Raw genomic sequence first — 22,843 nt, 5'->3', positions numbered from 1 at the left:
GACTAGCGCTGTCGTGGATGTCGACCGGCTGGAGCAGCACCGGCTATGGAAGCATCCGACCGCTACCGATGTCGCCGTCGTCCAGCACGAGATCGGTGCGCTCGGCACGCAACTGCAGCTGGCGTTCGACGCCCGAGACTGGCTGAACGCGCGCCTCATCCTGAACACCCTCCACGACCGGATCCTGCGCGCGATGACCTACGCGGACCTCGAAGCGACGAAAGCGGTGGCCTGATGACGATCTGGACAGATGTCGCCGAATTCGGCAAGGCGTTCGGCGTCGCGATGCTGGACGCGCCAGGCTGGCCGGCGGACGCGGACGTTGACCTCTCGCTGCGGTTGATCGCCGAAGAGGTTGCCGAACTGTGCGTTGGGCTGGAGTCGCGTGACATGGTCGCGACCGCGGACGGCATCGTCGACGTCATCTACGTGACCGCTGGGCTGGGGCTGCGGATCGGCTGCATCCCGAAGAAGCTGGCGCGCGTCGGGCTTCTCGTAGATTCTCGTGGCGTCCCCGGCTGGGAGGTCTACGACGATTCGCCGCGGGTGCCGCGCCCTGAGGACTTTGCCGACATCTGCGAGCGGATGACCGAGGTGGCGAATGACCGGTACCTCAAGGTGACCGCCGCCTATGTCGAGCTGCTTATCAGCGCCTGCCTGCCCCTCGCCGCGGCTCTGCAGTTGCCGTTGAAGTCGCTGTGGAAGGAAGTCCACGCGTCCAACATGCGGAAGCTGGTGGACGGCACAGTGCTTCGCGATGCTGGTGGGAAGGTTGTGAAGCCCGAAAATTGGGTGGCGCCGGACATCGCTGGCGTCCTCGCAGCCAACGGATGGGTGGCCGCGGCATGAGCGGCGACTTCGTGACGGTCGACATCGGCCTGCCGTTGCCGATGGATGTGTTCGCGACCCTGTTCAAGATCATCGACCTCGCCTACCCGGGCGCGGTTGTCGACACGAACGCTGGCGCCGCCAGCTACGGGCGCGAGGTAATGCGGATGCGGATCCCTGAAGCCGCTCGGTACAAAAACGCCACCTCGCGCAAGAAGATCAAGGCCGCGAAGGTCCACCTGGAGTCCGAGCGCGAAGAGCTGCTCACCAGCCTTCGTGACGGGATCTCGATCTCGGCGCCCGAGGAGATCAAGTACCAGGTTGGGCTGCTGGCCACCCGCATGTTCGCGGACAACCCCGCAGCTGTGAACTACCTCGAAATGGAGATGTGGGTTCGCGACCCCGACACGGGGGAGCGGTTCGTACTGACCATCCAGCGTGCCAGCGGGAGCTCACCGCATCAGCTGCGTGAAGAAGCGGAAGCCGAAGTCGCTCGCCTCCGCGACCGCGTGGCCGAGCTGGAGGCAGAGCATGGCGTCGCCTAACCCGTCGCTGGGGTGGTGTCATCACTGCCAGAAGATGACGTTCACCAGCCGGAAGGCCGCCAAGATCGCGTGCCGGCGGCGATTCCCGAACGAGAAGCTGAACGGGTACCCGTGCCCGGTGGTCGAGAACGGCTGGCATGCAGGGCACCTCGCGCCCGCTGTGCGGGCCGGTGCGGTATCGCGCGGCGATTGGTACAAGGACCGAGGCAAGACAACGACGAAGGGGATCGCATGACCAGCATCGGTGACCGGATGAAGGCGTACGAAGCGCCGTACAGCCAGAAGCTGACCCCGAACTCGTGCGTCATCATCCGCGTCGATGGGCGCGCGTTCCACACCTTCACCCGCGGCATGAAGAAGCCCTTCGACCCCGTCCTGATGAACGTGATGGTCCAGGCGGCAGTCGAGACCGCGCGGGAGATGCAGGGATTCAAGCTCGGCTACGTACAGTCAGACGAGGCCACGTTCCTGCTCACCGACTTCGACACCCACGACACCATGGGCTGGTTCGGATACGAGCTAAACAAGCTTGTGTCCCTGTCAGCTTCAGTGTTCACCGGGTTCTTCAACCGTGCGATGCACAACGATCCGGGGCCCGCGACGTTCGATTCGCGGGCGTTCGTGGTGCCGCGCGAGGATGTGCCGAACATGTTCGTATGGCGGCAGCGGGACTGGGAGCGCAACAGCCTGCAGATGCTGGCGCGAGCGCACTTCTCCCACAAGCAATGCCACGGCAAGAACCGTCAGGCGTTGCACGACATGCTGATGCTGGAGAAGGGCATCAACTGGGCTGACCTGTCCGGTCAGGAGAAGAACGGGTCGATCATCTTGAAGAACAAGACGATTCGGCACGACAAGTTCACGTACGAGACGATCGACCGGTACCTCGACGGGTTGGCGACGAGCAGGGCAGCCGATTATGCAGCGTAAATCTTCAGTGGGGAACGGCCGCGCATCGGGCGTTCACCAGGGGAAGCGGGAGAACCTGCTTCTAACGGCGATATCTGAAGCGAAGGCTCTCGCTGCGGCGATGGAGACTACGGCCCAGTTCGATGAAATCGGGCGACTGGTAGAAGTTCTCGGAGTAATCGACAAGGCTGCTCGCGACCACGTTGAAGTCATTCGGCGGATGGCTCCGCTGGCGTCTGCCGCAGTGCAGAAAGCCACACCGTCGAAACAGTCCGCTCGGAGCAAAGTCTATTACGCCGCCTGCGGCGACTACATTAAGATCGGCACCTCGCATTGTCCCGAGCAGCGGGTGGCGCGTATACACACAATGGGTCTGTGGTGGCCCCGGGATACGCCGCGGGTGCGCGCTACGCTTCTGGCTGTCGAGCCAGGCGGCTACGAGGTAGAGCGAGTTCGCCACGAGCAGTTCGGTTCGCTCCACGTTGTGGGCGAGTGGTTTCGGCGAGGGCTGCCATTGATGGCACACATTGAGGCACTCGGAACTTCGGTGGACCGTCCCGCCGCCGCGTAACCGTCCGATATCAAATCGTAATAATCAACCGGCAGTTGCCGATTAGGCGGGCAGTACGATGTCATGCGTGCCATTCCCATACCCAAAATCCGGTCGGCGTCCCGACTGAGGGGTATTGGGCGGCAACACATGACGTGCCGGTTCCCGGTCCGTTGTCCGCCTGACCGTCCTCGCTTCGTGGAGGTCAGAGCTTCGATGTTGTCGCGGTAAGCCCGCAGTGCTGCCGCTGCTAAGCATGGCTCGTGAAGCATCGGTCTACAACTTCAAAGTTCCCGGCTAGCTCATTGGTAGAGCGCCCGCCCATACGCGGGATGTACCTGGTTCGATTCCAGGGCGGGGAGCAAAGCGTCGGTTTAGCGGCTGGCGCTGGTGGTGACAGAGTGAGCGGCTACCTGCGTGGTCGGGCCGCGAATGTGTGCGATGTCGGCAACCCTGACGGCCAAGTGGCTGATACGGGAAGGCTTAGCCGCCTGAAACCGATGCCTCAGCGGGCAACTCGCAGCACCGGGAACCCATACGCCTTACGGCCCATGCCCCGGTCGGAGCCTAGGAAACTCCCCACCCTTAGCTTGCGCGAACCCGGCAGCCATCCGGACGGTTGGTGAGCCGGGTTCTGTGCTTTTCGCGGGCGGCAGCCCGAGTTGGACGAAGCTGCTGTAACCACAAAGGGAGTCGAACACCTCTATGCCGAGAATGAATTTCCCGATCATCAATCGACCCAACAGTGTGACGGTAGACAACGCAGGCAACATCTACGCCTGTGGCACCGGTTCACCGCAGGTCTACAAGATGACTCCTGCCGGGGTTGTCTCCCAGGTCTCGTTCACCTCGCTTCAGAGCCCGAGCGCGATCGCGGTTGATTCGGCAGGCACCGTCTATGTTGCCGAGTCCAAGACCGGCATCGAGCGGATCTACAAGAAGACCGCGGCTGGTGTTCAGTCCCAGATTATCGTTCCGGATCTCCGGAAGCCCACTGATCTTCGCTTCGACTCGGCGGGCAACCTGTACGTGGTCGATTCGTGGAACGCCCGGATCGTCCGCATCAAGCCCAACGGTGTGCAGGACACGATTCCCCCGGGTGGACTCGATACCCCGTTCGCGGTGCATGTGGACGCGGCCGGCACCGTCACTGTGTCCAACCGCGCCGAGTGGATCGGCGTTGTCCAGTACACCACCAGCGGAGTTCAGACCACGGTCCCTCTGACCGGACTCGACCAGCCCACCGGCCTGGACTTCGACACGGACGGCAACATGTACATCGCCCAGTCCGGGCAGTCGGGCACCACCGGCGCTCGGGTACTGAAGTACGCGCCGGACGGCACCCAGTCGGTCGTTCCGTTCCCGCTCAACGATCCCAACGAATCGCTGTATCGACCGATGGGCATCTGCGTGCGCAACGGCAACATCTACGTCGCGGATCAACTCGGATACATCATCCAGCGTTCCCTTTGATCGTTCGACCTGATCGCCCGCGACTCGGCGCGTAATCCGAGACTGCCTGGTGTGGAGCGCGCCCCGGCGACGGAGAGTCGTCGGGGCAACAGTGGCATGAATTCCACGCCGCGCAGTGGAAGGTTCCGGCCTGTGGAGGCCAGCCGGTCTTGAAAACCGGAGGCGGGCATCGCGTCCCGGGGGTTCGACTCCTCAGCTTTCCGCAACCGTAGTGGCATCAGACGGCATATGAGATGCCAGGATGGCAACCTGACCGGAGCGCGCCCGGTCGAACAGCCCGCACGGGGACGTAGTGTCAGCGGCTCAACACGTCAGGCCTCCACCCTGAAACCCCGGGTTCAAATCCCGGTGTCCTCACTTGCTGTGGCCGAGGGACCGGCTGGATAAAAGCACTGGCGCAAACCAAAGAGCTGGACATGGGTGCTGGTGCTGCCACAGAGGGGTAGAAGGACGAGCCCGTAAGGGTCAGCTGGTCTTGTGGCTCCCGTCGATGGCAAGACGTTAACTGTGCCCAAATGGACGTAGTTCAATGGCAGAACACTGGTCTCCAAAACCAGCCACGGGAGTTCGATTCTCTCCGTCCGTGCTCACTCACTGCGGTGTGGGGGAGTTAGGTACCCCGTTGGGCTCATAACCCAAAGGCCCGCGTTCGAATCGCGGCACCGCATCGACGTCAGCATGCTTCGCCAGGGAGTTCGCTGTTCCTGTCGCCCATTCGAATCCGAATGGCATCCCCTGATCGAGGAGTCCCTCATGCTGTCTACCCTGTCTGCTGCCGCGTCCACCGTCGACTGGGGCATGATCGCCGGCTGTGTCGGCAAGATCGTGCTCGCTGTCCTGACTGCCGTCGTCGGCTAGTCGCGAGATCGCATGCCCGCCAAAGCTAGAGCGCAAGCTTCCTCACTTCGGCGGGCTTCCCGGTTTGTAGCGCAGTTGGGAGCGCGTCCGCTTTGGGAGCGGAAGGCCGCAGGTTCGAGCCCTGCCAGACCGACCCGATTCAGTTGTAGTGCAACCTATTCCGAGCCAGGAGAAACCGGTGACCCCTTCGGTCGGTCGTATCGTCCACTACCAGTCCTACGGCACTCCGGGCGGCGAATACCTGCCCGAGCCTCGCGCGGCAGTGATCACTGCAGTCGGGGACGGCAACGTCGTCGGCCTGGCGGTCCTGAACCCAACCGGGATGTTCTTCAACGAGAGCGTTCCGTTCGCCGAGAACGCGACTCCGGGCCACTGGAACTGGCCGCCCCGCGTCTGACATCCCCTTCTCTCCTGCCAGGAGCCTCAATGGATTTCGCGGCCATCATCCGCACCCTGTTCTGCCACCAGCCGATCCGCACCCTCGAAGGACACCTTCAGACGCCGATCGGCTTGTGGACGTGGTGAGCGCTGGCCGCTACCGGAAGCGCCCTATGGTCGTCGAGGCCATGCAGTGGACCGGCAGCAACGCTGATGCACTGCGCGAGTGGACGGGCGGCTCGTTCCAGGTACTCGACCCCGAGGACGCTGGCGAGAATCCCGACGCGACTGGCTCGCTGTTCATCGCAGCGAACGGGGTATGGGCAACGCTGGAGCTCAGCGAGTGGATTCTCCGGGACATCAAGGGCTTCTACCCGTGCAAGGCTGACGTCTTCGAGCTGACCTACGAGCGTGAAATCGGCACCCCGATTCACGATGTCGAGTACCGCGCCCCTGGATTTCTTGGCACCTCCGTGTTTGCTCCCTGGTATCACGGACGTTAGTGGTTCAGCAAGGACTTCTTTGCGATGTATTCGGCATTTCCGAATAGTTGCCTCGCTGACCTGCGGTGATCTTTTTGCGATGTATCCGGAGGAGCGGCGATGCCCGGAATGATGCGCTGGTCCTGCTCGCGTGGCTGCTGTGTCCGCGACAGTCGGATGCCCGAGAAGCGGGCGTGGAGTCGCTGGCGCGACGAGTATGAGACCGATCCGGTCAATGAGTGTGACGACGAGTGCCCACGCGACCACCGCCCATGCCCGTTCGATGCGGATCTCTGCTGCACCAGGCCGCCCGACATCTCATCCGAGGAGCGCCCGATGTCCGAGTTCGCCGTAGGCGGCCCGATCCCAGCCGACGCACCGCCGGTGCAGCTCGTCACCGGCTGCACCTATCTGTCGTCCGCGCATCGGCAGCAGCTCGGCAACCATGACCCCAACCTGCTCAAGCGCTTCATCGCGAATCCCGTGGAGCAGAGCGACGATGGCCAATCCTGACGGCAAGACCGGTGCAAGCCGTGAGCTCAACACGTACTGGACAAAGGGAGCCGGTCTCGCCAAATGGGCCGACAACCCCAGGCCATGGCGTGCGCTGAGAACCCAACTGCTGCAATACATGTCAATCGAGAAGGCGACCGGATTGGCGACCGAGTACTTCTATGAGGTCTTCCATTACTACCCCGGTTCGGCTCAGCACCGGAAGCGAGACAGAGGATGACCGGCACTCAACTCCGGCGCTTGTGGGACAAGGACTTCAACCTGGTCCACACCTTCACTGAGGGCGAATCCTGGACCGAATTCGCGATCGATCACCCCGCCACGAAGCACATCTTCGATACCTTCGTGGATCGTTGGGAGAACGTCCACCTCACCGTGGATGAGAACGGAAAGCGATCGACGTTGACCCTTTCCGAGCTCGTATCCCGACCAGCGACCATCAGCGGCAGGCTGGATAACACCAACGAGCCTTCGATCTCGGTCGGCTGGTCCGATTTCTCCGACCGGGGCGACAAGACTTAACCGCACGATACGTGCGGTGCGACCTCAAGCAATGAGGTAACGCAGTGGTAGTAGCGGTGCTGCCCAGAGAACACCTACCGCAACACATGGCGAAGCCCCAGGCCGCATCACCCAGTAGGGGAGAGGCGAACGCTGCATGCAATAGCAGAGGCAGCTGAACCTGGGGCGTCTGCCGCAAATCTTATCAAGATTTCGCCACCACCCTCGTGCCCCATTCGGCAACGGGGCCACCCGCTCACGGGCGGGTAGCAGGGCATCTCGGTGGCGGGTCGCAGGCAGCCCTCGGCGCCGCGACCAGCCCGCCGCGCCGGCCCGCTACCCCGAGCCGCGGCGGGCCTCAACATCATCTGCCGCCTTGGAGGGCCCGCCATGATCGATGACCCTGTCGCTGCGGCTGAGCAGCGCGTCGTGGAGGCAAACCGGGTGCTTCAGGCGGCGCGGGACGAGTGCGATCAGGCGCTCGACGCGTTCGCGATCGAAGTCAGCCGAGCACATGCACGTATGGAGCAACTGAACAAGGAGTTGGGCGACGCCTGATGCCAGAGATCACCGTCTACAGCCGCCCCGACTGCCAGCCGTGCAAGGCGACGATCCGCAAACTCGATGAACTGGGTGCCGACTACCAGAAGGTCGACCTCACCGAGGAACCTGAAGCCCTCGACTACGTGAAGAGTCTCGGCTACACCGGCGCCCCCGTTGTCGTTGCTGGCGAGCGGCATTGGGCAGGGTACTCACCGGACAAGATCATGAAGGCGGTCGCCGATGGCGCGAACACCTGAACAGGTCGAGGCCGACAACGTCCTCACCGCTGCCATCGAGCAGGCCATGCGCGCCCATTTCGACGACGGCGACGACCCTGGCCTCCTGATGGACTACACGGTTATCGCGGCTCGCGGCGGCATCGACGACGACGGCGACCGGTGGTCATCGACGGTCACGCTCACGCGAGACAACAACGTGCCATCCCACATCCAGATCGGACTGCTCGACACTCGCCTGTCGTTCCTGCGCGCAACGCTGCGCCCGGCCGACGACGACTAGCCGATTCCCTCTTCTTGCAGGAGTTCCCATGCGATTCCGGTTGAAGCTCCTGTGGTTCGAGATCGAGATCGACACCCCGGCGCCCGAGCAGGTCTCCAGCATCGACCTCGTCACCGCCCTCTACTCGGCCATGGCGCAAGCCGAAGGGTTCATCGGGATCCCGATGGACTGCGAAAGCGACGGCGAGGGCGAATGACCACCACCCGCTGCACCGCGGAGAACGCGTGGGCGGTGCTCCTGGCCAGCGTGATCGCGTGGGAAGTACTGGCTCCACCCGGCCAACTGCTGTCCGAGGGCGTCGACCGCGCACTGCAACGCCGGCCCGCCCTCACACGCGCAGCGATCACGGTCACCGCGCTGCATCTGGCGAACCTGCTCCCGCACAAGGTCGATCCGTTCACTCATCTGCTAAACCTGTCCCGTCGATGAAGGGTGACGGCCCATGCGCCTCGAACTGGCATCCAACGACCTGGTGACCTTCGACGGCCGCGGCCGTTACCGGATCACCCGCATCGAGCGGGGGCGTGCGCTGATCACGTCACTCACCAACGGGCGCGCCCTGATCGTGCCCGTGTCCCGGCTAGCCCAGGTGGCAGCCGTCCCCACCACCTGATCGCGGATCGGCCAGGAGCCGCCGTGCATCCTGGAGGTTCCGCCGAATGGCACGTAAGAAGACGACCCCCGTCGAGCAGCTCCACGACGTTCAGCAGCGCCGCAAACGCGCACTTGAACTGAGGCTCTCCGGGCTGAACCAAACTCAAATCGCTGAGGAAATGGGACTGCACAAGTCGACCATTTCCGACTACATCGCGCACGCCCTCGCCGGCATCACGCGCGAGAAGGCCGACGAATACCTACAGCTCGAGCTGTCCCGCCTTGACGTGATGTGGGCGGGCATCTGGAAAGACGCAACCCACGGCGACACCTGGAAGATCGACCGCGCAATCGCGATCATCGACATGCGCGCGAGGCTGACCGGCACCTACAAGGCCGCGGAACTCAAGGCCATCGCAGACGCCAAGGGCACTGTCGCCGATGACGCCACTTCCATGGTCGGCGCGCTAGCGTCGGCCCTGGACGCCTACGCGAAAGCGAAAGCCGCAGAACCGGATCCTGGATCCGTTGACGAGGCGGCGTGACCGCCAGCGACATGCCGATGTCGGCCAAGCAGCTCGAATCGATCATCGGTGCCGAGACCGCAGCGATCACTATCTGGACTGGAGCGATCCGCGCTGGCAAGACGGTCGCGAGTGTCCTCGCGTTCTTCCTGGGCGTGTGGCGCGCACCTGGGACCGGCATCATCCTCATCGTCGGCCGCACACTGCAAACGATCGAACGCAATGTCATCGAGCTGATGCAAGACGAGGCCATCTACGGCCCGCTCGCACGTCAGGTGCACCACACGCGCGGCTCCTCGACTGCGGTAATCCTCGGCCGCACAGTCCATCTGATCGGCGCGAACGATGTCGGCGCCGAAGCCAAAATCCGCGGCTTGACCGCCTATCTGGCGATGGTCGACGAGGCCACCCTGATCCCGGAGAACTTCTGGACCCAGCTTCAGGGCCGATTGTCTGTTCCCGGCGCGCGTTGCCTGGCGACGACGAACCCGGACAACCCGCAGCACTATCTCAAGAAGAAGTTCATCGACCGGGCTGGCGAACCGGGGATGGATGTCAAGGTCTTCCACTTCTACATGGACGACAACCCCCAACTGGGTGCCGACTACATCGCACGTAAGAAGGCGGAGTTCACTGGTGTCTTCTACAAGCGGTTCATTCGTGGAGAGTGGGTTGCTGCCGAAGGTGCCGTTTTCGACGGCTTCGATCCTGACCGGCATATGGTCCGCTGGGAGGATCTGCCGCAGATGCGCTGGATCCTTGGCGTAGGAATCGATCACGGCACAACCAATCCCACCCACGCCGTCATGATCGGTCACGGGGTGGACGACGTCCTGTACTGCATGGATGAGTGGCGGTACAAGGCATCGAACGAAGCTGTCCGCTGGTCGAACGTGCAACTGTCGCAGGGTGTTCGGGACTGGATCGACACGGCCCACCACCCGAGCGACAACCCCGATCATCCTCCCAAGCTGACCGGATCGGTTGTTGTTGACTCGGCAGCCGCGGACTTCCGTGTGCAACTCAAGCAGGACGGGCTCAGCTCGATCAAGGCGAACAAGGACGTCCTCTACGGGATTCGAACGATGGCAGCTCTGTTCAGCGCGGACCGGTTCAAGATCGCTGACCGCTGTGAGGAACTGCTGAAAGAGATTCCCGCGTACGTGTGGGATGAGAAGGCCAGCGCCGAAGGCAAAGACCAGGTCGTCAAACTCAACGACCACGGCATCGATGCTGTGAGATACCTGCTGGTCACTGCCGAACGGAAATGGCGTCGCCACATCAAGCTTGGCTCACTGCCTGGCCGTCAACTCGAAGATCCAGAGCTGGAAGCCGCCTAGCAAACAAGCCGACTGCCGGGTTTGCGTCCGCAAATACACTGTGCATGAACCGAAACGAGGAGTATCAACAGTGTCCCTCGCTGACGACCTGCACGAAGCCGAACAAGCAGCGATCCGCAAGCAACCCTGCAAGACCGGGGTGTGGCTGGAGTCCCTCGACGACCGAGACCGCGACGCCATCCGCGCGTTTCTCGCCGCCGGCAAACCGGTCTCCCACCTTCACGGGATCGCAGTCCGCAACGGCTGCGGCGCCGCGGAAACGCGATTCCGGAGCCACTTCCGGAAGCGCTGCGCCTGCTTCGATTTGGAGCACGTCGCGTGAGCCTCGCCGACGACCTCGCCCGCCAACCCACCGCGGCCGAGGCTGAACACCGGCCGCGCACCGAATTCGACGGCACCAGCGGATACGTGCAGACCGGCGCGCTCACCGAGCCGCCCGCATCGCACACCGAGCTGCTCCGCCAATTCGGGTACGACCCTGATGAGGTCGAAATCGTTGGCGCGCCGCGGATCAGTCGCTGGCAGACATTTGACGAACGCTGGCTTGCCGCGTACCGCTTTCGGATCGCGCCTCGCCAAGCCGCGGCATCCGGCATGGATGAGCTGCTCGCTCGAATCGATTCCTGGACCGCGCACCAGCCGACCGCTGCGTCCGGCCCGCACGTGTTCAACTTCCAGGCATCGGATCTACAGATCGCCAAGTCCGACAACGGCGGCACCGAGGTCATCGTCGAGAAGTTCCTGGAGTCCGTGGACCGCGCGGTCACCGAACACCAATCACTGGCACACCGCGGCATCGCGGGCGTGCACATCCTCTTTCCCGGGGACTGCATCGAAGGCAATGTCTCGCAAGAGGGCCGCAACTGGTGGCGCACCGAGTACGCGGTCACCACCCAGACACGGATCCTGCGCCGGCTGATGCTGCATGCGGTCGAGCAGTTCGCGCCGCTCACCGATCAGGTATGGCTGTCGGTCGTCAACGGCAATCACGATGAGGCCCAACGCTTCCAGACGACCAACCCAGGCGATGGATGGGCCACCGAATGCGCTATCAGCGTCGCTGACGCCCTGAAGATGAACCCGGCAGCGTTCGGACACGTCACCGTCGAAGTGCCGCACCCTGAACAGGGGTTCATGACCGTAGCCCGCGGCGACACAATCTTCACGATCGCCCACGGACATCAGTGGAAGGGCGGCGGCACCGCGAAAGGCTCGCACGCGTTCACCTGGTGGGCCGACCAGTCGTTCCATCAGCAAAACCCTGCGGGGGCACACATTCTCGCGCACGGCCACTACCACACGTGGGCCGTCGAAACCGCGAAGACCCGAACCCGCATCTGCTCGCCGACCTTCGATGGCGGCAGCAACTACTACCGCGACCTGACCGGCGCCGAAGCCAAACGCGGCGGCCTGGTCTACCTCACCCGCGCGGGTGAAGTCACTGCGATGAGCCTGGTCTGAATTGCGTTGCGACGATTTGCATTTGGTAGAATGGCCAAATAGAAAGACCCCGGCGGTGCGCTAACACCCCGGGGCATGGCCGACTATCAAGGAGTCGACGCGGTGAGCATATCGCGTGGCGCAAACGTGCGCCAACTGTCCCTGTTCGAGGACACCCCGAAGGTTCAAACTGTCAAGTACGGCAACGGGACTCGGGTCGTCCGATCCACATTCGTCTGCAAAATGTGCAGTGGAACATTCCCTAAGGTGGGCCTTCGAAGCACCCTCTGCACGGAATGCTCCGAGCGCGTGCCGTGCGAGGTCGACGGATGTGACAACCTGCGTGAGGGACATCAGAAGCTTTGTGGCAGCCACCGGTGGCGATTGCGGCAGTACGGGTCGCTGGAGCCGCGCGAGCAGCCAAACTGCCGCTTGAGCCACTGTGAAAATGTGTCAACCTGCAAGGATCTGTGCAGCCGCCACTATGACCGTTTCCGCAATGGGACGCCCGATTGGGACCGACCCCTTGGAATCTGTGCAACCTCGGAATGCGAGTCGAAGGTTTCGAACAAGCACCGCTACTGCGACGCCTGCAAGCAGCAACGCGCACGTGTGGTGGGTCGCCGCTTGTATCGGGAAACCCCTGAGCATGAAGCTGAACGTCGCAAGGCGTACTACGGCAAGAACGCTGTACGAATCAAGCGGATCAACCGTGAGTGGCATGCAAACAACCCGGGGTACTCGACTGTCAAATATCGCCGCTGGCGCAAGCAGAACCCTATGGGCGCGCGAGCCATCGACAGCAAGAAGTCTGCGAAGCGTCGAAAGCAGATTGAGGCAACCTCGATTGAGAAGATCTCCATCCAGGCGATCATCGACGAGCACGGAATGGTCTGCCACATCTGCAACGGCGGTATCGCAGACATGAGCGATCTGCACATTGATCACGTCATTCCCCTGTCCAGGGGCGGCGCGCATACAAAAGAGAACCTGAAGCCTTCGCATTCGGTCTGCAATCTGCGGAAGAGCGACAAGCTGATGACCGAACTATAACCTCACAGGGGGCCACCCAATGCCGATGCCCGACTTCACCGGGGAGTGGCCGCCTAAGCCGTGGGATGATGCTGCCAAGCAGTGGGATGTATATACCAGTTGGTGGGCGGGGGATGTGGAGGCCCTGGAGGGCATCTACAGCAACCCCAACTACGTGCCGCCCCGCCCAAGCCAGCTCAGAGGCGGCCTAGTCGGGCGGGTGGCGCGCTTCTGGTTCGGCCGCCCCATGCTGCAAGACCAGAAACGTCTACACATTCCCGCTCCCGCTGACGTCGCAACCGCATCCGCTGACCTCCTGTTCGGCCAACCACCGTCTTGGTTGCTAAGCGAGGGTGACGCCACCGACCTCAAGGCTGCGCAGGCTCGTCTGAACGAAATCATGGACGACGCCGACACAGTCGCCGTGTTCCTGGAAGGCGCTGAGACTGCTGCGGCCCTGTGTGGCGTCTACTTCCGGCTCGTCTGGGACAAGACGTTCTGCGACAAGGTGATGGTCTCAGCAGTACCGCCCGACGCCGCTATCCCCGTGTGGCGCTACGGCAAACTCGCCGAGGTCACCTTCTGGACGACCGTCGCCGACGACAAACAAGGCGTATGGCGACATTTGGAGCATCACTCACCGGGGGAGATCGAGCACCGCCTCTACGTCGGCGACAAGGGCTCGATTGGCCGGCAGATGCCGTTGGACTCCCTGCCGGCGATGCAATGGGCTGCCGACATCGTGAACGAGAACTCGGTCGTCGACACACAGATCGACCGCTTGACTGCCGCATACGTTCCGAACGTGAACCCAGCACGCCGCTGGCGCAACCAACCGCACCTCGCACCGCTGGGCCGGTCCGACTTCGAAGGCGTAGAGCACCTATTCGACGCACTCGATGAGGTGTGGTCCTCGTGGATGCGTGACATTGAAATCGCCAAGGGGCGCCTGTTCGTCGCCCAGCAACTCCTTGACGATCAAGGCCCTGGCAAGGGCGCCGCGTTCGACGGCGAGCAGCAGATCTTCACGGGCGTGCCGTCCGACGACATGGGGCTCAACGACGAGAACGGTGCTCGTCTCGTGCAGGCCCAGCAGTTCGAGATCCGGGTTGATGAGCATGAGCGTACCTGCGAGAAGATTCTGAAGCAGATCCTGCGCGCGTGCGGCTATTCGGCTGCTGATTTCGATGACGCGGATTCGGCTGCGATGACAGCGACGGAAGTGTCTGCACGCCAGGGCAAATCGAATTCGACTCGCAACAGGAAGATCCTCTACTACCAGTCCGCAGTCCAGCCTCTCGCCAGAACTGCGCTCCTGTTGGATGGCGTGGTCTTCGGTCATGGCGATTACGGCCTGTCTGCGGATCCGGAGATGAAGTTCCCGGTGCGCGTTGATCAGGATCCAGTGTCGCTGTCGACTGCGATCTCGAACCTGCGCCTGGCGAAGGCGATTTCGACCGAGACCGCGGTGCGCATGTACCACCCGAACTGGTCCAACGACGAGGTCGAAGAAGAGGTCGAACGGATCCAGCATGAGACCGCCTTGGAGAACGCGGTCGTTGACACGCCTGGCGACTTCGGGACTCACACTGATCCGCAAACCTCAGACGAGTCTGACCAGGCTGACCAGCCGGACGGGTTGCAGGAGGCGGCCTGATGCCATTGACACCCTCTTACGGTGACGGTCAGGTCGGTGCAATCACCCGCCTGTATCTCACTGCGGAGCGGGAGATATGGAAGCTCATCGCACGCACCCTGTTCGGAGAAGGCTGGAACGGTCGAATGCCGTGGGCTGTGCGAATGCTGCTGAAGCTGCCCATGTTTCGCCGTGGACTTACACGCATCATGGTCGGGCTCGGAGCGCAAGCCGCCGTGATCGTCATCGGGATACTCCTGGCGGCATTCCGGCGCGGCGCGCGCGAAGCGAACGCTGATCTGCGACCGCAACATCCCCCGATAGCGGCGATCGGCGAATCGGAAGTGCAGCACCTTGCTGACCGGGTCATCGCGTCTCTCGACAAGGTTCATCAGCAGGTTCCTGTGTCGGCGGAGGCGATTTACCGACGCACCGTCGACGAGGTCTCCCGGCATCCGCGAGGTGCCGACGAAACAACCCTCGAGCAGCTGCTACGAGAAGTTCTCGCCCGCAACGCACGCCGCGGCTTCGACGGCCAGGTCGATGCGAAGGGCCGCCGTTACGAGTTCGCCTCCTATGCGGACATGGTTGTCCGATCGGCTGTCACCCACGCGGAAGTCGATGGCTACTGCGCATACGTGACCGCCAGCGGTCACGACCTGGTGATCGTGTCGGATGTGCCCGGTTCCTGCGCTCTGTGCACGCCCTTCGAGGGTGCCGTGATCAGCATCTCTGGTGCGACAACCGGCACAGTCGAGTTCACGAACAGCCTCGGGCGTCCGGTCACAGTAACCGTGAAATGCTCACTCGCTGAAGCTCGCGCGGCCGGCCTGTTCCACCGCAATTGCCGTCACACGATCCGGGTATGGACGGCCGATAATCCGAACCCGCCCGGCGCGGTCAAGTTGTCGGAAGCTGAACGTGCACAACGTAGGGACGCGAGCAGTAAGCGCCGCAGGAACAGGATCGTGCAACGCATCGAATTTGCAACTCGCGCGTGACACTTTCGCTCGTGGTGTAACCGGGCAGCACGGCGGCCTCTGATGCCGCGAATCCAGGTTCGAATCCTGGCGAGCGATCTGATCATCAACTGAATCCCGGCCGCTAATCGCGGCTTCACGACCCCCAGTTCTGGCCTGTGGCCCTGGGGGTTTCGTCATTTCAACACCCGTGCGGCCAGGTGCCGGCGGGCGTTTCTGCGTGTCCAGGAGGCACATTCATGGCTGACGAAGCCGACGCCCAGGAAACCCTCGTCGACGACACCGTCGATACCCCCGCCGAAGAGACCGTGGTCCCGGAACCCGGTGGCGATGTACAGGCCACCGAAACCGACAAGACCGATTCGGCGAAGCCTGAAGTCGATCCCGAGATCGCCCGCCTGAACCGCGAGGTGGACAAGCTCCGCAAGGAAGCTGCCGCCAACCGCGTGAAGGGCAACGAGAAGGCCGAAACCGCGGCTCAGGAAGCTGCGAAGAAGGCCACCACCGATCTCGTGGAGAAGCTGCGGGAAACCCTCGGTCTGGACCCGGCCGAACCCGATCCGGCTGAACTGCTCAAGGCCGCGGAGAAGCAGGCGGCGGACTTCGCTGCCGAACGCGACTCCTACGCCGAGAAGCTCCGCAACTACGCGCGCAAGGACGCCATCTCTGACGCCGCCAAGGCTGTCGATGGCGACCTCGATCAGATTCTCGATTCCCGTAAGATCGAACGCGAAATCGAGAAGCTCGACACGACTGCTGATGATTTCGCAGCCCAGGTGGCCGAAATCGTCAAGGACGCGGTCGATTCCAATCCGAAGCTGAAGAAGACGGCTGCCCAGGTGGCGGCTCCCCGAAGCGGCGGTGACCTCACCGGCGGAAACGCGGCCCCCAAGCCCGGTTCGCCGAAGTCCGTTGACGACCTGGTCCGGGAGCGGCGCGAACGCCGAGCCCGTGAACGGTCCTAAATCTTTGGAGCCACCTCTCCATGGCTAACACCCTTCTCACCCCGAATGTCATTGCGCGCCAGGTTCTCGCGAACCTGTACGCGAATCTGGTGATGGTCCCGACCGTGTACACCGATGTGTCGCGGGAATGGACCGGCCGCAAGATCGGCAGCACCGTGAAGATCCGCAAGCCGGCGACCTTTGTGGCCAACACCTTCGATCCGTCGTCGCCGTCGATCACCGTCCAGAACGCCACCGAGACTGGCGTCGACGTCGTGCTCGACACCCACAAGGACGTGTCGTTCGCGATCACCTCGCAGGACCTGACCCTGCGCGTCGAGGACTTCGACGCCCAGTTCCTCGGCCCCGCCTCCGAAGCGCTCGCCCAGTCGGTCGACCAGGCCATCATCGCCAAGATGAAGGCCGGCTTCACCCAGGTCGCTGGCACCGGTACCGGCACCGAGTGGAACAAGCCCGAGGTTCTGATCGAGGCCAAGCGCCTGCTGAACCTGAAGTCGGTTCCTGACACCGAGCGCTCCACCGTGATCGGCCCGACCGCCGAGGCCGCGTGGAACAACACCGAATGGCTGAAGTTCGTGCAGAACAGCGGTTCCACCGATGTGCTGCGTGAGGGCTACCTGGGCCGCCGCTTGATGGGCTTCGACCCGTACATGACCCAGAACATCGTGCAGCCTGCTGGCTCGCCGGCGACCGGTCAGCCCACCACCGAGGTCGGTCTGGCCTACCACAAGACCTCCACGGCGTTCGCTTCCGCGACCCTGGCCCTGCCTTCGGACAACACCTGGGCGGCCATCGAGTCCTACAAGGGCCTGTCGCTGCGCCTGGTCAAGCAGTACGACATGCAGCTGAAGTCCGATGTCATCTCCCTCGACATCCTGTTCGGCGCGAAGGTTCTCGACGCTGACCGCGGCGTCCTGCTGCGCGGCGCCCTCGCCCCGTAATCCTGTCACCCCGGCGGCCAGTCCCATGACTGGCTGCCGGGTGGGATCGGTTACCTCTCAACACTTTTGGAGTCATTCCGTGTCGTACTTCTACGACTATCTGGGCAAGGATCAGGACTTGCTGGTCGAGTCCGACGTGCCGCGCCCCGACCTGCTGGAGTGGGCGTACTGGCGCGAAATCGACGCCGACGAAGCCGCCAGCATCACCCGCATGCGCGAACCCGAGCCTGCAGCCGCCGTGGTGCCGAACCCGGAGCCAATGCCAGCCGTCGAGACCGAAACGGCTACCACGGCTGACGAATCCACGACCGAAGACGACGAAGCCGAGGGCGATACCCCCGCGCAGTCGCAGGAAGCGGAGTCGTCAGCGCCTGAGGCCAAGAGGTCGACGCCGCGGAAGGCGAGCGCCAAGAAGGCCGCCTGATGCTGGTCTACGCCGCCCCAGCGGATCTGGCCGACTGGCTGACGGAACTTCCGGACACAGCCACCTCCACCCAGTTGATCCGCTACGCCTCCCAACTGGTCCGGTCGACGACCCGCTGCGACCTGTATGACGTCTACCCTTCGGGGCTGCCCATCGACCTCGACATCGCCGAGGCTATGAAGGAAGCCACCTGCGCGCAGGCCGCGCAGTGGCATCTGGCGGGGATCGATCCCGCCGCGGGCAGCGTCGGGCGGACTGTCGCGATCAAGTCGCACACCGCCGATGGCGGAGCAGTCACTTACGCCGATGCCCCCAGCGCGGATGAGATCCAGCGCGCACTCAGCACTCTCGCACCGATCGCGCTCACGATCCTGCGCAACGCAGGGTTGGCATCGACGAGGCCGCAGACATGGTGAACTACGCGCCCGCCCGCTACCCGCACGGCACGATGCTCACCGTCGTTCGCCGCGGCCCCGCCAACGCCCGTGACTGGCAGGGTGATCACGTCACCCAGGTGGAGACGACACATCCGATTGGTCCGGTCGACCTCAAGTGGCTCACCGACACCACCGACACCGAAACCGGTGGCCTGGTGCAACGCCTCGCGCAAATCACCGCACCAGTCGGCTCGGATGTTCTGTCCACGGACAGCATTCGCGTCCCTGGGATCGCCTACGAGTTCGCGATCGACGGAGAAGTGCGGGTCGCACCGAACGGGTTCACCGGCTGGGTTCCCGGCGTCCGATTCAAGATCGCGAAGGACGGCGCCAATGGAGTACGACAGCGCTGACTACGACCTCGAACGGCTCCTTGTCGACAGCAACGAACTGCGCGCCTTCCTTCAGGAAGTCGCGGAGCAAGGCGCTGACCGGTGGGCGCTTCGTTCACGGTGGAGGACCGGATTCAATGCCACCCACGTGGAAGCCGGGGTGATCCCTGATGAAGGTGTTCTCACCGGAATCGTCTACGCCTCAGGCTATTACGCGCGATTCCGTGAGCACGGCACCCGCTGGAACCGCCCCGAGCACGTCATGCGCGACTTCATCAAGGATGTGAGCGACTGATGAGTCTGCCCCCATTCCCGGAGTTCGACGACGTCATGCGCGCGCTCCTGGGCGACATCGCGCCCGTAGTCACTTACGAGTCCGACGAGATCCCACCGCCCTACATCTACGTCACCAGGGTCGGGGGAGCAGCCGACGACATCATGGACCGCCCGGTCATCGACGTCGAGTGCATCGCTGATGATCGTGCAGCGTCCAAGGCGTTGAAGACCACTGTCTTGGAACGCGTCCGCTTCGCAGGCAACACCAAACCGGGCGGCTACCAGATCGACACCGCCAGTGAGAAGACCGGCGGCCAGTACATCCCGCCGTTCCGCCGCGACAGCCGCGGCGTCACCGCCACCGTCGAACTCTCCTACCGGCGGCCCCGCGCCTAGGCGCGCACCTCTTCTTCCTCCCACACCACCCGCAATGCCCTGTGGCACCGGGCTTCTGGGTGTGGCTGAACCAAGGAACCTTCATGACTGCTGTCACCTTCGAGCAGATCGCTGAATGGCGTCCCGAGCTGATCCGCCGGCCCAACAAGGGCTTCGTGTTGATCGGCGAGGACGACGCCAACATCCCCGCCAGCTTCACCTCGGGCGTGAGCGCGGACTTCCAGTCGTTGTCGGACTTCAAGAGTCTGGGCTACATCGGCAAGGACAACCCGCCCAGCTTCAAGCCGGACGTCAAGAGCTCCGATGTGGAGGCGTGGGGCGCGCTCGAACCGCCTCGCACCGACATCCTGACCCGCGACATGTCCATCAGCATGACGCTGATCGAAACCCGCCGCCGGACCCTCGAGCTGTACTCCGGTGTCGACCTGTCGGCGATCACCGCCGACGCGACCACCGGCGAGGTCCAGTTCACCGACCCCACCTCGCCCGCGACCCGCTACAACCGGGTCATCGTCGGCATGGTCGACGGCACTGGCGCCGACGCCATCTACTACCTGCGGATCCTGCCCCGCGCGACCGTCACCGAGGTCGGTGAGCAGTCGTGGTCGCAGGAAAAGGCCCTGGAGTACAACATCACCCTCAAGGCGAAGATCGACAGCGCCCTGGGCTACTCGGTGAAGAACGTGCTGTGCGGCCCCGGCGTCAAGCCGCTGCTGAGCGCTATGGGCTTCACCTCGGCAGCCGCGGCTCCGGTCATCACCTCGTACCTGCCAGCAGGCACGTGGGCCGCCGCCGGCAGCGAGTCGGTCGTCCTGCGCGGCCAGCACTTCACCGGCGTCACCGCGGTCACCGTCGGCGGCACCAACGCGACCGACTTCACCATCATCGACGACCTCACCCTCGCGATCACCACGCCAGCCAAGGCTGCCGGCTCGCAGAACGTGGTCGTCACCAACGCGACCGGCGCCAGCGCTCCGTTCGCCGTCACCTACGCCTAATCGGCGTTCTCTGACAGCCGCCCCGCGCGTGTTCCTGGCCGCGCGCGGGGCAGGCCCAAACCCACTCTGCCGCCAGGGATTCAAGCCAGGAGAACCCATGGCATTCGAACCCGCTCGCATGGTCGCCCCCGATGGCCGCGACTGCCTCGTCGGCTCCGCGACCGAACGCGAACAACTGATCACCCAGGGCTACAAGATCGCCGAACCGGAACCCAAGCCGGTCGCACGTCCGGCCGTCGAGCGTCCCGCTCCGGCCGACAAGAAGCCCACGACCGCCAAGTAACCCATCCCTGCCAGGAGACGAAACATGGCCACCGCCAAGAACACTGCCCCGAAGACGGCTGCAAAGAAGTCCCGGTACGCGATGCTGCGTGACCAGGCCCGCGCCAAGCACGTCGCCCGCGAACCCTACGAGTTCGACGCCGTCGACCCGCCGATCCTCATCACCGCGCCCGACACCGTCGAGCGGCTGACCGCCATCGCGGAGATGATCGACAACGAAGGCGAAATCGATGTCGCCAACCTCCGTCGAATCGTGGCCGCGATCTGCGGAGACGCCTTCGGCAAGGTGTGGGCCATCATCAAGGACGAACCGGCCGAGGTTCTGTTCGCCTTCGTCAACGACGTCAACATGCACTTCAACGCAGTACCGGCGGCTGAGGGCGGCGAACTGCCGGGGGGAGAGTAGGTCTCGTCCTCCTCATCGAGGAGTACGGGGCACTCATCGAGGGCGACCTGTGGGAGTACGGGCACGGCTGGGACCTGCTCGACTTCTTCCGCGGTCGCCATCCCTGGCAACAGCTCTACCGGTTCCTGAGCCACCTGCCGATCGAGTCCCGCTACCAGTCGGCGCTGGCCATGGACGAGGAACTCGCTTGGCAACGGATCCAGGCCGAGGGCCCGGAACACGGTGACCAGTACAAGATTCCGCCGCTCTCACCCCGCGGGTACAGCCTCGAGGTGCTGCTCGCGCTCAAGCAGATTGACCTGCTCAAAGAGCTGATGCGAGTCATACCAGCATCGTTCTCCGGCAAGCTCCCTCCGCCCTTCCCACCCGAACCGCGCCCGCAAACCGCCTACCAGCGAATGCGTGACCGCATGGACCAGATCGAAGTCCACAACGCGCTCAGCGAACTCGGCATCTACGACTAAAGAACGAAGAGACGTGGGGATGCTGCGTGCTTCTCCAAGTACTCCGCAGCAGCGATCAGGCGATCGGGGTCATCCTCCATGTGCCCAAGAGCTTGGTTACAGGCTTGACAGAGCAGCCCTCGAACCTGGCCGGTGGTGTGGCAGTGGTCGATCGCGAGAGCCTTCAACTCCCCGTAAATGAGCTCGGTTTCGTGGTTGCCACAGATCGCGCAACGGTTGTCGCAGTCAGCGATCATCTGCTGATACTGCTCCCATGAGATTCCATACTTGGCCAATTGGAGACGAGTCTTGTACTCCGGGCTTCTAGTGGCCCACTCACTGGCGCTGCAATCTCTGCAGATTGACCGGACCCCGCTCTTGCGTTCGGCGCGCTTCTGGAATTGGTCGAATGGAAGATGTCGAGAACATCTGCTACATGTGCTGAGTGATTCGGAGCACTCGTGGCAAAGGCTCTCGCGGGTACGTGTTCTGCGTGAACGCGTTTCTCGGATCCAGTCCTTGGTGCAAGCGCCGCACGACTCGATCGTGTATCGGTACCCCGAGATAATGCACCGATTTCCTTCTTCTTTGGGAAACTCGGATTGGAGATGGGCCTTCCTGCACCAGGAACACCAACCGTGCAGCTCTGCACAGGCGGGGCACACTTGGTAGGCTGCGACAAAATTTCCCTTTCTGCTCGGCGTCTGAAATGCTTTGTCGCAAACCTTGCACAGGCATTCGCGCAATGACATGACTACTCGCTGCCTTCCCTGAATCGGTGAAGGTACTGGGCGGCAGCTCGCAGTCTATCCGGATTGTCACCCATCTTCCCGATCGCAAAATTGCAGGCGGAGCAGAGAAGTTCTCGAACACTTCCCGTGGTGTGGCAGTGGTCGATCGACAATGGCTTAGGTCCGTACATCTTTTGGCGTGCGCTGCTATAGCTCTCATCTTCGGGGCGCTTGCAGATGGCGCAGAGATTCTTCTGCTTCTTGATCATGGCCTGATACTCCGCCCAGGTCAAACCAAATCTGCGGAGCTTCTTCTCAGTCCGTGATCGTTCGTCGAGCCCCTCACGCGCCTTCTTCTGGCAGTCCGAACAGTGCGCCGTTCGACCACTCTTCTTATCGCGCGCCCTAGCGAACAGCTTGATGCTCAAGAACTGTTCACACCGGCCACAAAACTTCACGGCATCCGAGCACGGAGGGCACAACCACAGCGTGTTCTGATTCCGGAAACCTCCAGGATTTACATGGAGGTCGAAACAAAAGGCACAAGCCTCGATCCGCATGTTCCTT

37 protein-coding genes and 6 tRNA genes are annotated in these 22,843 nt (G+C 63.1%); 41 read left to right on the top strand and 2 right to left on the bottom strand.

Annotated elements, in window-relative coordinates; translation table 11 throughout:
* The first annotated feature begins 13 nt into the window (after window positions 1–13).
* The 41 genes from ACFRAQ_RS35925 (at window position 14) to ACFRAQ_RS35725 (ending at window position 21,566) form a co-directional block, all read left to right on the top strand.
* Window positions 14–235: a hypothetical protein gene (locus ACFRAQ_RS35925; RefSeq protein WP_379107530.1), complete on the top strand. Its 222-nt coding sequence runs from the start codon at window positions 14–16 to the stop codon at window positions 233–235.
* Window positions 235–849, top strand: a complete 615-nt coding sequence (locus ACFRAQ_RS35920) for a hypothetical protein (protein WP_379107528.1) — start codon at window positions 235–237, stop codon at window positions 847–849. The genes ACFRAQ_RS35925 and ACFRAQ_RS35920 overlap by 1 nt, the downstream gene beginning before the upstream one ends.
* Window positions 846–1,373 (top strand): hypothetical protein, encoded by a 528-nt coding sequence (locus ACFRAQ_RS35915; protein WP_379107526.1) that lies wholly within the window; start codon window positions 846–848, stop codon window positions 1,371–1,373. The genes ACFRAQ_RS35920 and ACFRAQ_RS35915 overlap by 4 nt, the downstream gene beginning before the upstream one ends.
* A 34-nt stretch (window positions 1,374–1,407) precedes the next feature.
* On the top strand, window positions 1,408–1,608 hold the full coding sequence (locus ACFRAQ_RS35910; protein WP_379107524.1) for a hypothetical protein: 201 nt from the start codon (window positions 1,408–1,410) through the stop codon (window positions 1,606–1,608).
* Window positions 1,605–2,303: a tRNA(His) guanylyltransferase Thg1 family protein gene (locus tag ACFRAQ_RS35905; protein WP_379107522.1), complete on the top strand. Its 699-nt coding sequence runs from the start codon at window positions 1,605–1,607 to the stop codon at window positions 2,301–2,303. The genes ACFRAQ_RS35910 and ACFRAQ_RS35905 overlap by 4 nt, the downstream gene beginning before the upstream one ends.
* Window positions 2,304–3,123: 820 nt before the next feature.
* Window positions 3,124–3,194 (top strand) — tRNA-OTHER (locus ACFRAQ_RS35900).
* A 352-nt stretch (window positions 3,195–3,546) separates the two neighbouring features.
* Complete coding sequence (locus tag ACFRAQ_RS35895; RefSeq protein ID WP_379107521.1) at window positions 3,547–4,305, top strand: hypothetical protein; 759 nt, start codon at window positions 3,547–3,549, stop codon at window positions 4,303–4,305.
* A 283-nt stretch (window positions 4,306–4,588) separates the two neighbouring features.
* Window positions 4,589–4,662 (top strand) — tRNA-Gly (locus ACFRAQ_RS35890).
* Window positions 4,663–4,820: 158 nt separating this feature from the next.
* Window positions 4,821–4,891: transfer RNA gene (locus ACFRAQ_RS35885), tRNA-Trp, on the top strand.
* A gap of 9 nt (window positions 4,892–4,900) precedes the next feature.
* Window positions 4,901–4,973 (top strand) — tRNA-Met (locus tag ACFRAQ_RS35880).
* A gap of 250 nt (window positions 4,974–5,223) precedes the next feature.
* Window positions 5,224–5,296 (top strand) — tRNA-Pro (locus ACFRAQ_RS35875).
* Window positions 5,297–5,341: 45 nt separating this feature from the next.
* The gene (locus tag ACFRAQ_RS35870; RefSeq protein WP_379107520.1) at window positions 5,342–5,560 is read left to right on the top strand and encodes a hypothetical protein; all 219 of its coding nucleotides are present in this window, start codon (window positions 5,342–5,344) and stop codon (window positions 5,558–5,560) included.
* Window positions 5,561–5,714: 154 nt separating this feature from the next.
* The gene (locus tag ACFRAQ_RS35865) at window positions 5,715–6,044 is read left to right on the top strand and encodes a hypothetical protein (RefSeq protein WP_379107519.1); all 330 of its coding nucleotides are present in this window, start codon (window positions 5,715–5,717) and stop codon (window positions 6,042–6,044) included.
* A 315-nt stretch (window positions 6,045–6,359) separates the two neighbouring features.
* Entirely contained in the window at window positions 6,360–6,536 is a 177-nt protein-coding gene (locus ACFRAQ_RS35860; protein ID WP_379107518.1) for a hypothetical protein, read from the top strand.
* Window positions 6,523–6,756: a hypothetical protein gene (locus tag ACFRAQ_RS35855; protein WP_379107517.1), complete on the top strand. Its 234-nt coding sequence runs from the start codon at window positions 6,523–6,525 to the stop codon at window positions 6,754–6,756. Before ACFRAQ_RS35860 ends, ACFRAQ_RS35855 begins: the two co-directional genes overlap by 14 nt.
* Entirely contained in the window at window positions 6,753–7,058 is a 306-nt protein-coding gene (locus ACFRAQ_RS35850) for a hypothetical protein (protein ID WP_379107516.1), read from the top strand. The genes ACFRAQ_RS35855 and ACFRAQ_RS35850 overlap by 4 nt, the downstream gene beginning before the upstream one ends.
* A gap of 369 nt (window positions 7,059–7,427) precedes the next feature.
* Complete coding sequence (locus ACFRAQ_RS35845) at window positions 7,428–7,595, top strand: hypothetical protein (RefSeq protein WP_379107515.1); 168 nt, start codon at window positions 7,428–7,430, stop codon at window positions 7,593–7,595.
* Complete coding sequence (locus ACFRAQ_RS35840) at window positions 7,595–7,837, top strand: glutaredoxin domain-containing protein (protein WP_379107514.1); 243 nt, start codon at window positions 7,595–7,597, stop codon at window positions 7,835–7,837. Before ACFRAQ_RS35845 ends, ACFRAQ_RS35840 begins: the two co-directional genes overlap by 1 nt.
* On the top strand, window positions 7,821–8,099 hold the full coding sequence (locus ACFRAQ_RS35835) for a hypothetical protein (protein WP_379107513.1): 279 nt from the start codon (window positions 7,821–7,823) through the stop codon (window positions 8,097–8,099). Before ACFRAQ_RS35840 ends, ACFRAQ_RS35835 begins: the two co-directional genes overlap by 17 nt.
* Before the next feature lie 28 nt (window positions 8,100–8,127).
* A complete protein-coding gene (locus ACFRAQ_RS35830) occupies window positions 8,128–8,295 on the top strand; it encodes a hypothetical protein (RefSeq protein WP_379107512.1) in 168 nt (55 codons plus the stop codon).
* Window positions 8,292–8,528: a hypothetical protein gene (locus ACFRAQ_RS35825; RefSeq protein WP_379107510.1), complete on the top strand. Its 237-nt coding sequence runs from the start codon at window positions 8,292–8,294 to the stop codon at window positions 8,526–8,528. The genes ACFRAQ_RS35830 and ACFRAQ_RS35825 overlap by 4 nt, the downstream gene beginning before the upstream one ends.
* A 13-nt stretch (window positions 8,529–8,541) precedes the next feature.
* The gene (locus ACFRAQ_RS35820; RefSeq protein ID WP_379107509.1) at window positions 8,542–8,712 is read left to right on the top strand and encodes a hypothetical protein; all 171 of its coding nucleotides are present in this window, start codon (window positions 8,542–8,544) and stop codon (window positions 8,710–8,712) included.
* 46 nt (window positions 8,713–8,758) lie between these two features.
* Window positions 8,759–9,238, top strand: coding sequence for a helix-turn-helix domain-containing protein (locus ACFRAQ_RS35815; RefSeq protein WP_379107508.1), 480 nt, complete (start codon window positions 8,759–8,761; stop codon window positions 9,236–9,238).
* Complete coding sequence (locus tag ACFRAQ_RS35810) at window positions 9,235–10,557, top strand: PBSX family phage terminase large subunit (RefSeq protein WP_379107507.1); 1,323 nt, start codon at window positions 9,235–9,237, stop codon at window positions 10,555–10,557. The genes ACFRAQ_RS35815 and ACFRAQ_RS35810 overlap by 4 nt, the downstream gene beginning before the upstream one ends.
* Before the next feature lie 70 nt (window positions 10,558–10,627).
* Window positions 10,628–10,879 (top strand): hypothetical protein, encoded by a 252-nt coding sequence (locus ACFRAQ_RS35805; protein ID WP_379107506.1) that lies wholly within the window; start codon window positions 10,628–10,630, stop codon window positions 10,877–10,879.
* Complete coding sequence (locus tag ACFRAQ_RS35800; RefSeq protein ID WP_379107505.1) at window positions 10,876–12,018, top strand: hypothetical protein; 1,143 nt, start codon at window positions 10,876–10,878, stop codon at window positions 12,016–12,018. Before ACFRAQ_RS35805 ends, ACFRAQ_RS35800 begins: the two co-directional genes overlap by 4 nt.
* 75 nt (window positions 12,019–12,093) lie before the next feature.
* A complete protein-coding gene (locus ACFRAQ_RS35795; protein WP_379107504.1) occupies window positions 12,094–13,050 on the top strand; it encodes an HNH endonuclease signature motif containing protein in 957 nt (318 codons plus the stop codon).
* Window positions 13,051–13,075: 25 nt separating this feature from the next.
* Window positions 13,076–14,686 carry a phage portal protein gene (locus tag ACFRAQ_RS35790; RefSeq protein WP_379107503.1) on the top strand — a complete coding sequence of 537 codons (1,611 nt, stop codon included), beginning with the start codon at window positions 13,076–13,078 and terminating at the stop codon, window positions 14,684–14,686.
* A complete protein-coding gene (locus ACFRAQ_RS35785; protein WP_379107502.1) occupies window positions 14,686–15,666 on the top strand; it encodes a phage minor capsid protein in 981 nt (326 codons plus the stop codon). The genes ACFRAQ_RS35790 and ACFRAQ_RS35785 overlap by 1 nt, the downstream gene beginning before the upstream one ends.
* Before the next feature lie 5 nt (window positions 15,667–15,671).
* Window positions 15,672–15,744: transfer RNA gene (locus tag ACFRAQ_RS35780), tRNA-Gln, on the top strand.
* Between the two features lie 59 nt (window positions 15,745–15,803).
* Window positions 15,804–16,610 (top strand): hypothetical protein, encoded by an 807-nt coding sequence (locus tag ACFRAQ_RS35775; protein ID WP_379107500.1) that lies wholly within the window; start codon window positions 15,804–15,806, stop codon window positions 16,608–16,610.
* Window positions 16,611–16,630: 20 nt separating this feature from the next.
* Window positions 16,631–17,551, top strand: coding sequence for a P22 phage major capsid protein family protein (locus ACFRAQ_RS35770; protein WP_379107499.1), 921 nt, complete (start codon window positions 16,631–16,633; stop codon window positions 17,549–17,551).
* A gap of 79 nt (window positions 17,552–17,630) precedes the next feature.
* Complete coding sequence (locus ACFRAQ_RS35765; protein WP_379107497.1) at window positions 17,631–17,975, top strand: hypothetical protein; 345 nt, start codon at window positions 17,631–17,633, stop codon at window positions 17,973–17,975.
* Entirely contained in the window at window positions 17,975–18,391 is a 417-nt protein-coding gene (locus tag ACFRAQ_RS35760) for a hypothetical protein (RefSeq protein ID WP_379107496.1), read from the top strand. Before ACFRAQ_RS35765 ends, ACFRAQ_RS35760 begins: the two co-directional genes overlap by 1 nt.
* Window positions 18,385–18,765, top strand: coding sequence for a hypothetical protein (locus ACFRAQ_RS35755; protein WP_379107495.1), 381 nt, complete (start codon window positions 18,385–18,387; stop codon window positions 18,763–18,765). Before ACFRAQ_RS35760 ends, ACFRAQ_RS35755 begins: the two co-directional genes overlap by 7 nt.
* On the top strand, window positions 18,746–19,039 hold the full coding sequence (locus ACFRAQ_RS35750; protein WP_379107494.1) for a hypothetical protein: 294 nt from the start codon (window positions 18,746–18,748) through the stop codon (window positions 19,037–19,039). The genes ACFRAQ_RS35755 and ACFRAQ_RS35750 overlap by 20 nt, the downstream gene beginning before the upstream one ends.
* The gene (locus tag ACFRAQ_RS35745; protein WP_379107493.1) at window positions 19,039–19,416 is read left to right on the top strand and encodes a hypothetical protein; all 378 of its coding nucleotides are present in this window, start codon (window positions 19,039–19,041) and stop codon (window positions 19,414–19,416) included. The genes ACFRAQ_RS35750 and ACFRAQ_RS35745 overlap by 1 nt, the downstream gene beginning before the upstream one ends.
* An 83-nt stretch (window positions 19,417–19,499) precedes the next feature.
* Complete coding sequence (locus tag ACFRAQ_RS35740; protein WP_379107492.1) at window positions 19,500–20,414, top strand: IPT/TIG domain-containing protein; 915 nt, start codon at window positions 19,500–19,502, stop codon at window positions 20,412–20,414.
* Between the two features lie 97 nt (window positions 20,415–20,511).
* Window positions 20,512–20,697: a hypothetical protein gene (locus tag ACFRAQ_RS35735; RefSeq protein WP_379107491.1), complete on the top strand. Its 186-nt coding sequence runs from the start codon at window positions 20,512–20,514 to the stop codon at window positions 20,695–20,697.
* Between the two features lie 24 nt (window positions 20,698–20,721).
* Window positions 20,722–21,102 (top strand): hypothetical protein, encoded by a 381-nt coding sequence (locus tag ACFRAQ_RS35730; protein WP_379107490.1) that lies wholly within the window; start codon window positions 20,722–20,724, stop codon window positions 21,100–21,102.
* A 170-nt stretch (window positions 21,103–21,272) separates the two neighbouring features.
* Window positions 21,273–21,566 carry a hypothetical protein gene (locus ACFRAQ_RS35725; protein ID WP_379107489.1) on the top strand — a complete coding sequence of 98 codons (294 nt, stop codon included), beginning with the start codon at window positions 21,273–21,275 and terminating at the stop codon, window positions 21,564–21,566.
* Here the strand turns inward: ACFRAQ_RS35725 and ACFRAQ_RS35720 are convergent.
* Both ACFRAQ_RS35720 and ACFRAQ_RS35715 read right to left on the bottom strand, forming a co-directional pair.
* Window positions 21,563–22,297 (bottom strand): endonuclease VII domain-containing protein, encoded by a 735-nt coding sequence (locus ACFRAQ_RS35720; RefSeq protein ID WP_379107488.1) that lies wholly within the window; start codon window positions 22,295–22,297, stop codon window positions 21,563–21,565. The two genes, ACFRAQ_RS35725 and ACFRAQ_RS35720, sit on opposite strands and share 4 nt — an antisense overlap.
* 2 nt (window positions 22,298–22,299) lie before the next feature.
* The gene (locus ACFRAQ_RS35715) at window positions 22,300–22,704 is read right to left on the bottom strand and encodes an endonuclease VII domain-containing protein (RefSeq protein WP_379107487.1); all 405 of its coding nucleotides are present in this window, start codon (window positions 22,702–22,704) and stop codon (window positions 22,300–22,302) included.
* Window positions 22,705–22,843 lie beyond the last annotated feature (139 nt).

This window comes from Nocardia sp. NPDC056611, from assembly GCF_042792755.1.
GTDB lineage: Bacteria > Actinomycetota > Actinomycetes > Mycobacteriales > Mycobacteriaceae > Nocardia.
Note: the sequence above shows the minus strand (reverse complement) of the source record. Positions and strands in the feature narration are given on the sequence as shown.

What these genes read in the sequence shown, in the direction of transcription:
- ACFRAQ_RS35920 (WP_379107528.1), top strand. Translation starts at nt 235, where the DNA reads ATGACGATCTGGACAGATGTCGCCGAATTCGGCAAGGCGTTCGGCGTC.
- ACFRAQ_RS35760 (WP_379107496.1), top strand. Translation starts at nt 17,975, where the DNA reads ATGCTGGTCTACGCCGCCCCAGCGGATCTGGCCGACTGGCTGACGGAA.
- ACFRAQ_RS35860 (WP_379107518.1), top strand. Translation starts at nt 6,360, where the DNA reads ATGTCCGAGTTCGCCGTAGGCGGCCCGATCCCAGCCGACGCACCGCCG.
- ACFRAQ_RS35840 (WP_379107514.1), top strand. Translation starts at nt 7,595, where the DNA reads ATGCCAGAGATCACCGTCTACAGCCGCCCCGACTGCCAGCCGTGCAAG.
- ACFRAQ_RS35720 (WP_379107488.1), bottom strand. Translation starts at nt 22,297, where the DNA reads ATGTCATTGCGCGAATGCCTGTGCAAGGTTTGCGACAAAGCATTTCAG.
- ACFRAQ_RS35915 (WP_379107526.1), top strand. Translation starts at nt 846, where the DNA reads ATGAGCGGCGACTTCGTGACGGTCGACATCGGCCTGCCGTTGCCGATG.
- ACFRAQ_RS35815 (WP_379107508.1), top strand. Translation starts at nt 8,759, where the DNA reads ATGGCACGTAAGAAGACGACCCCCGTCGAGCAGCTCCACGACGTTCAG.
- ACFRAQ_RS35865 (WP_379107519.1), top strand. Translation starts at nt 5,715, where the DNA reads ATGGTCGTCGAGGCCATGCAGTGGACCGGCAGCAACGCTGATGCACTG.
- ACFRAQ_RS35790 (WP_379107503.1), top strand. Translation starts at nt 13,076, where the DNA reads ATGCCCGACTTCACCGGGGAGTGGCCGCCTAAGCCGTGGGATGATGCT.
- ACFRAQ_RS35905 (WP_379107522.1), top strand. Translation starts at nt 1,605, where the DNA reads ATGACCAGCATCGGTGACCGGATGAAGGCGTACGAAGCGCCGTACAGC.
- ACFRAQ_RS35745 (WP_379107493.1), top strand. Translation starts at nt 19,039, where the DNA reads ATGAGTCTGCCCCCATTCCCGGAGTTCGACGACGTCATGCGCGCGCTC.
- ACFRAQ_RS35755 (WP_379107495.1), top strand. Translation starts at nt 18,385, where the DNA reads ATGGTGAACTACGCGCCCGCCCGCTACCCGCACGGCACGATGCTCACC.
- ACFRAQ_RS35850 (WP_379107516.1), top strand. Translation starts at nt 6,753, where the DNA reads ATGACCGGCACTCAACTCCGGCGCTTGTGGGACAAGGACTTCAACCTG.
- ACFRAQ_RS35895 (WP_379107521.1), top strand. Translation starts at nt 3,547, where the DNA reads ATGAATTTCCCGATCATCAATCGACCCAACAGTGTGACGGTAGACAAC.
- ACFRAQ_RS35730 (WP_379107490.1), top strand. Translation starts at nt 20,722, where the DNA reads ATGGCCACCGCCAAGAACACTGCCCCGAAGACGGCTGCAAAGAAGTCC.
- ACFRAQ_RS35785 (WP_379107502.1), top strand. Translation starts at nt 14,686, where the DNA reads ATGCCATTGACACCCTCTTACGGTGACGGTCAGGTCGGTGCAATCACC.
- ACFRAQ_RS35820 (WP_379107509.1), top strand. Translation starts at nt 8,542, where the DNA reads ATGCGCCTCGAACTGGCATCCAACGACCTGGTGACCTTCGACGGCCGC.
- ACFRAQ_RS35750 (WP_379107494.1), top strand. Translation starts at nt 18,746, where the DNA reads ATGGAGTACGACAGCGCTGACTACGACCTCGAACGGCTCCTTGTCGAC.
- ACFRAQ_RS35795 (WP_379107504.1), top strand. Translation starts at nt 12,094, where the DNA reads ATGGCCGACTATCAAGGAGTCGACGCGGTGAGCATATCGCGTGGCGCA.
- ACFRAQ_RS35735 (WP_379107491.1), top strand. Translation starts at nt 20,512, where the DNA reads ATGGCATTCGAACCCGCTCGCATGGTCGCCCCCGATGGCCGCGACTGC.
- ACFRAQ_RS35770 (WP_379107499.1), top strand. Translation starts at nt 16,631, where the DNA reads ATGGCTAACACCCTTCTCACCCCGAATGTCATTGCGCGCCAGGTTCTC.
- ACFRAQ_RS35825 (WP_379107510.1), top strand. Translation starts at nt 8,292, where the DNA reads ATGACCACCACCCGCTGCACCGCGGAGAACGCGTGGGCGGTGCTCCTG.
- ACFRAQ_RS35725 (WP_379107489.1), top strand. Translation starts at nt 21,273, where the DNA reads ATGGACGAGGAACTCGCTTGGCAACGGATCCAGGCCGAGGGCCCGGAA.
- ACFRAQ_RS35845 (WP_379107515.1), top strand. Translation starts at nt 7,428, where the DNA reads ATGATCGATGACCCTGTCGCTGCGGCTGAGCAGCGCGTCGTGGAGGCA.
- ACFRAQ_RS35835 (WP_379107513.1), top strand. Translation starts at nt 7,821, where the DNA reads ATGGCGCGAACACCTGAACAGGTCGAGGCCGACAACGTCCTCACCGCT.
- ACFRAQ_RS35830 (WP_379107512.1), top strand. Translation starts at nt 8,128, where the DNA reads ATGCGATTCCGGTTGAAGCTCCTGTGGTTCGAGATCGAGATCGACACC.
- ACFRAQ_RS35910 (WP_379107524.1), top strand. Translation starts at nt 1,408, where the DNA reads ATGACGTTCACCAGCCGGAAGGCCGCCAAGATCGCGTGCCGGCGGCGA.
- ACFRAQ_RS35855 (WP_379107517.1), top strand. Translation starts at nt 6,523, where the DNA reads ATGGCCAATCCTGACGGCAAGACCGGTGCAAGCCGTGAGCTCAACACG.
- ACFRAQ_RS35740 (WP_379107492.1), top strand. Translation starts at nt 19,500, where the DNA reads ATGACTGCTGTCACCTTCGAGCAGATCGCTGAATGGCGTCCCGAGCTG.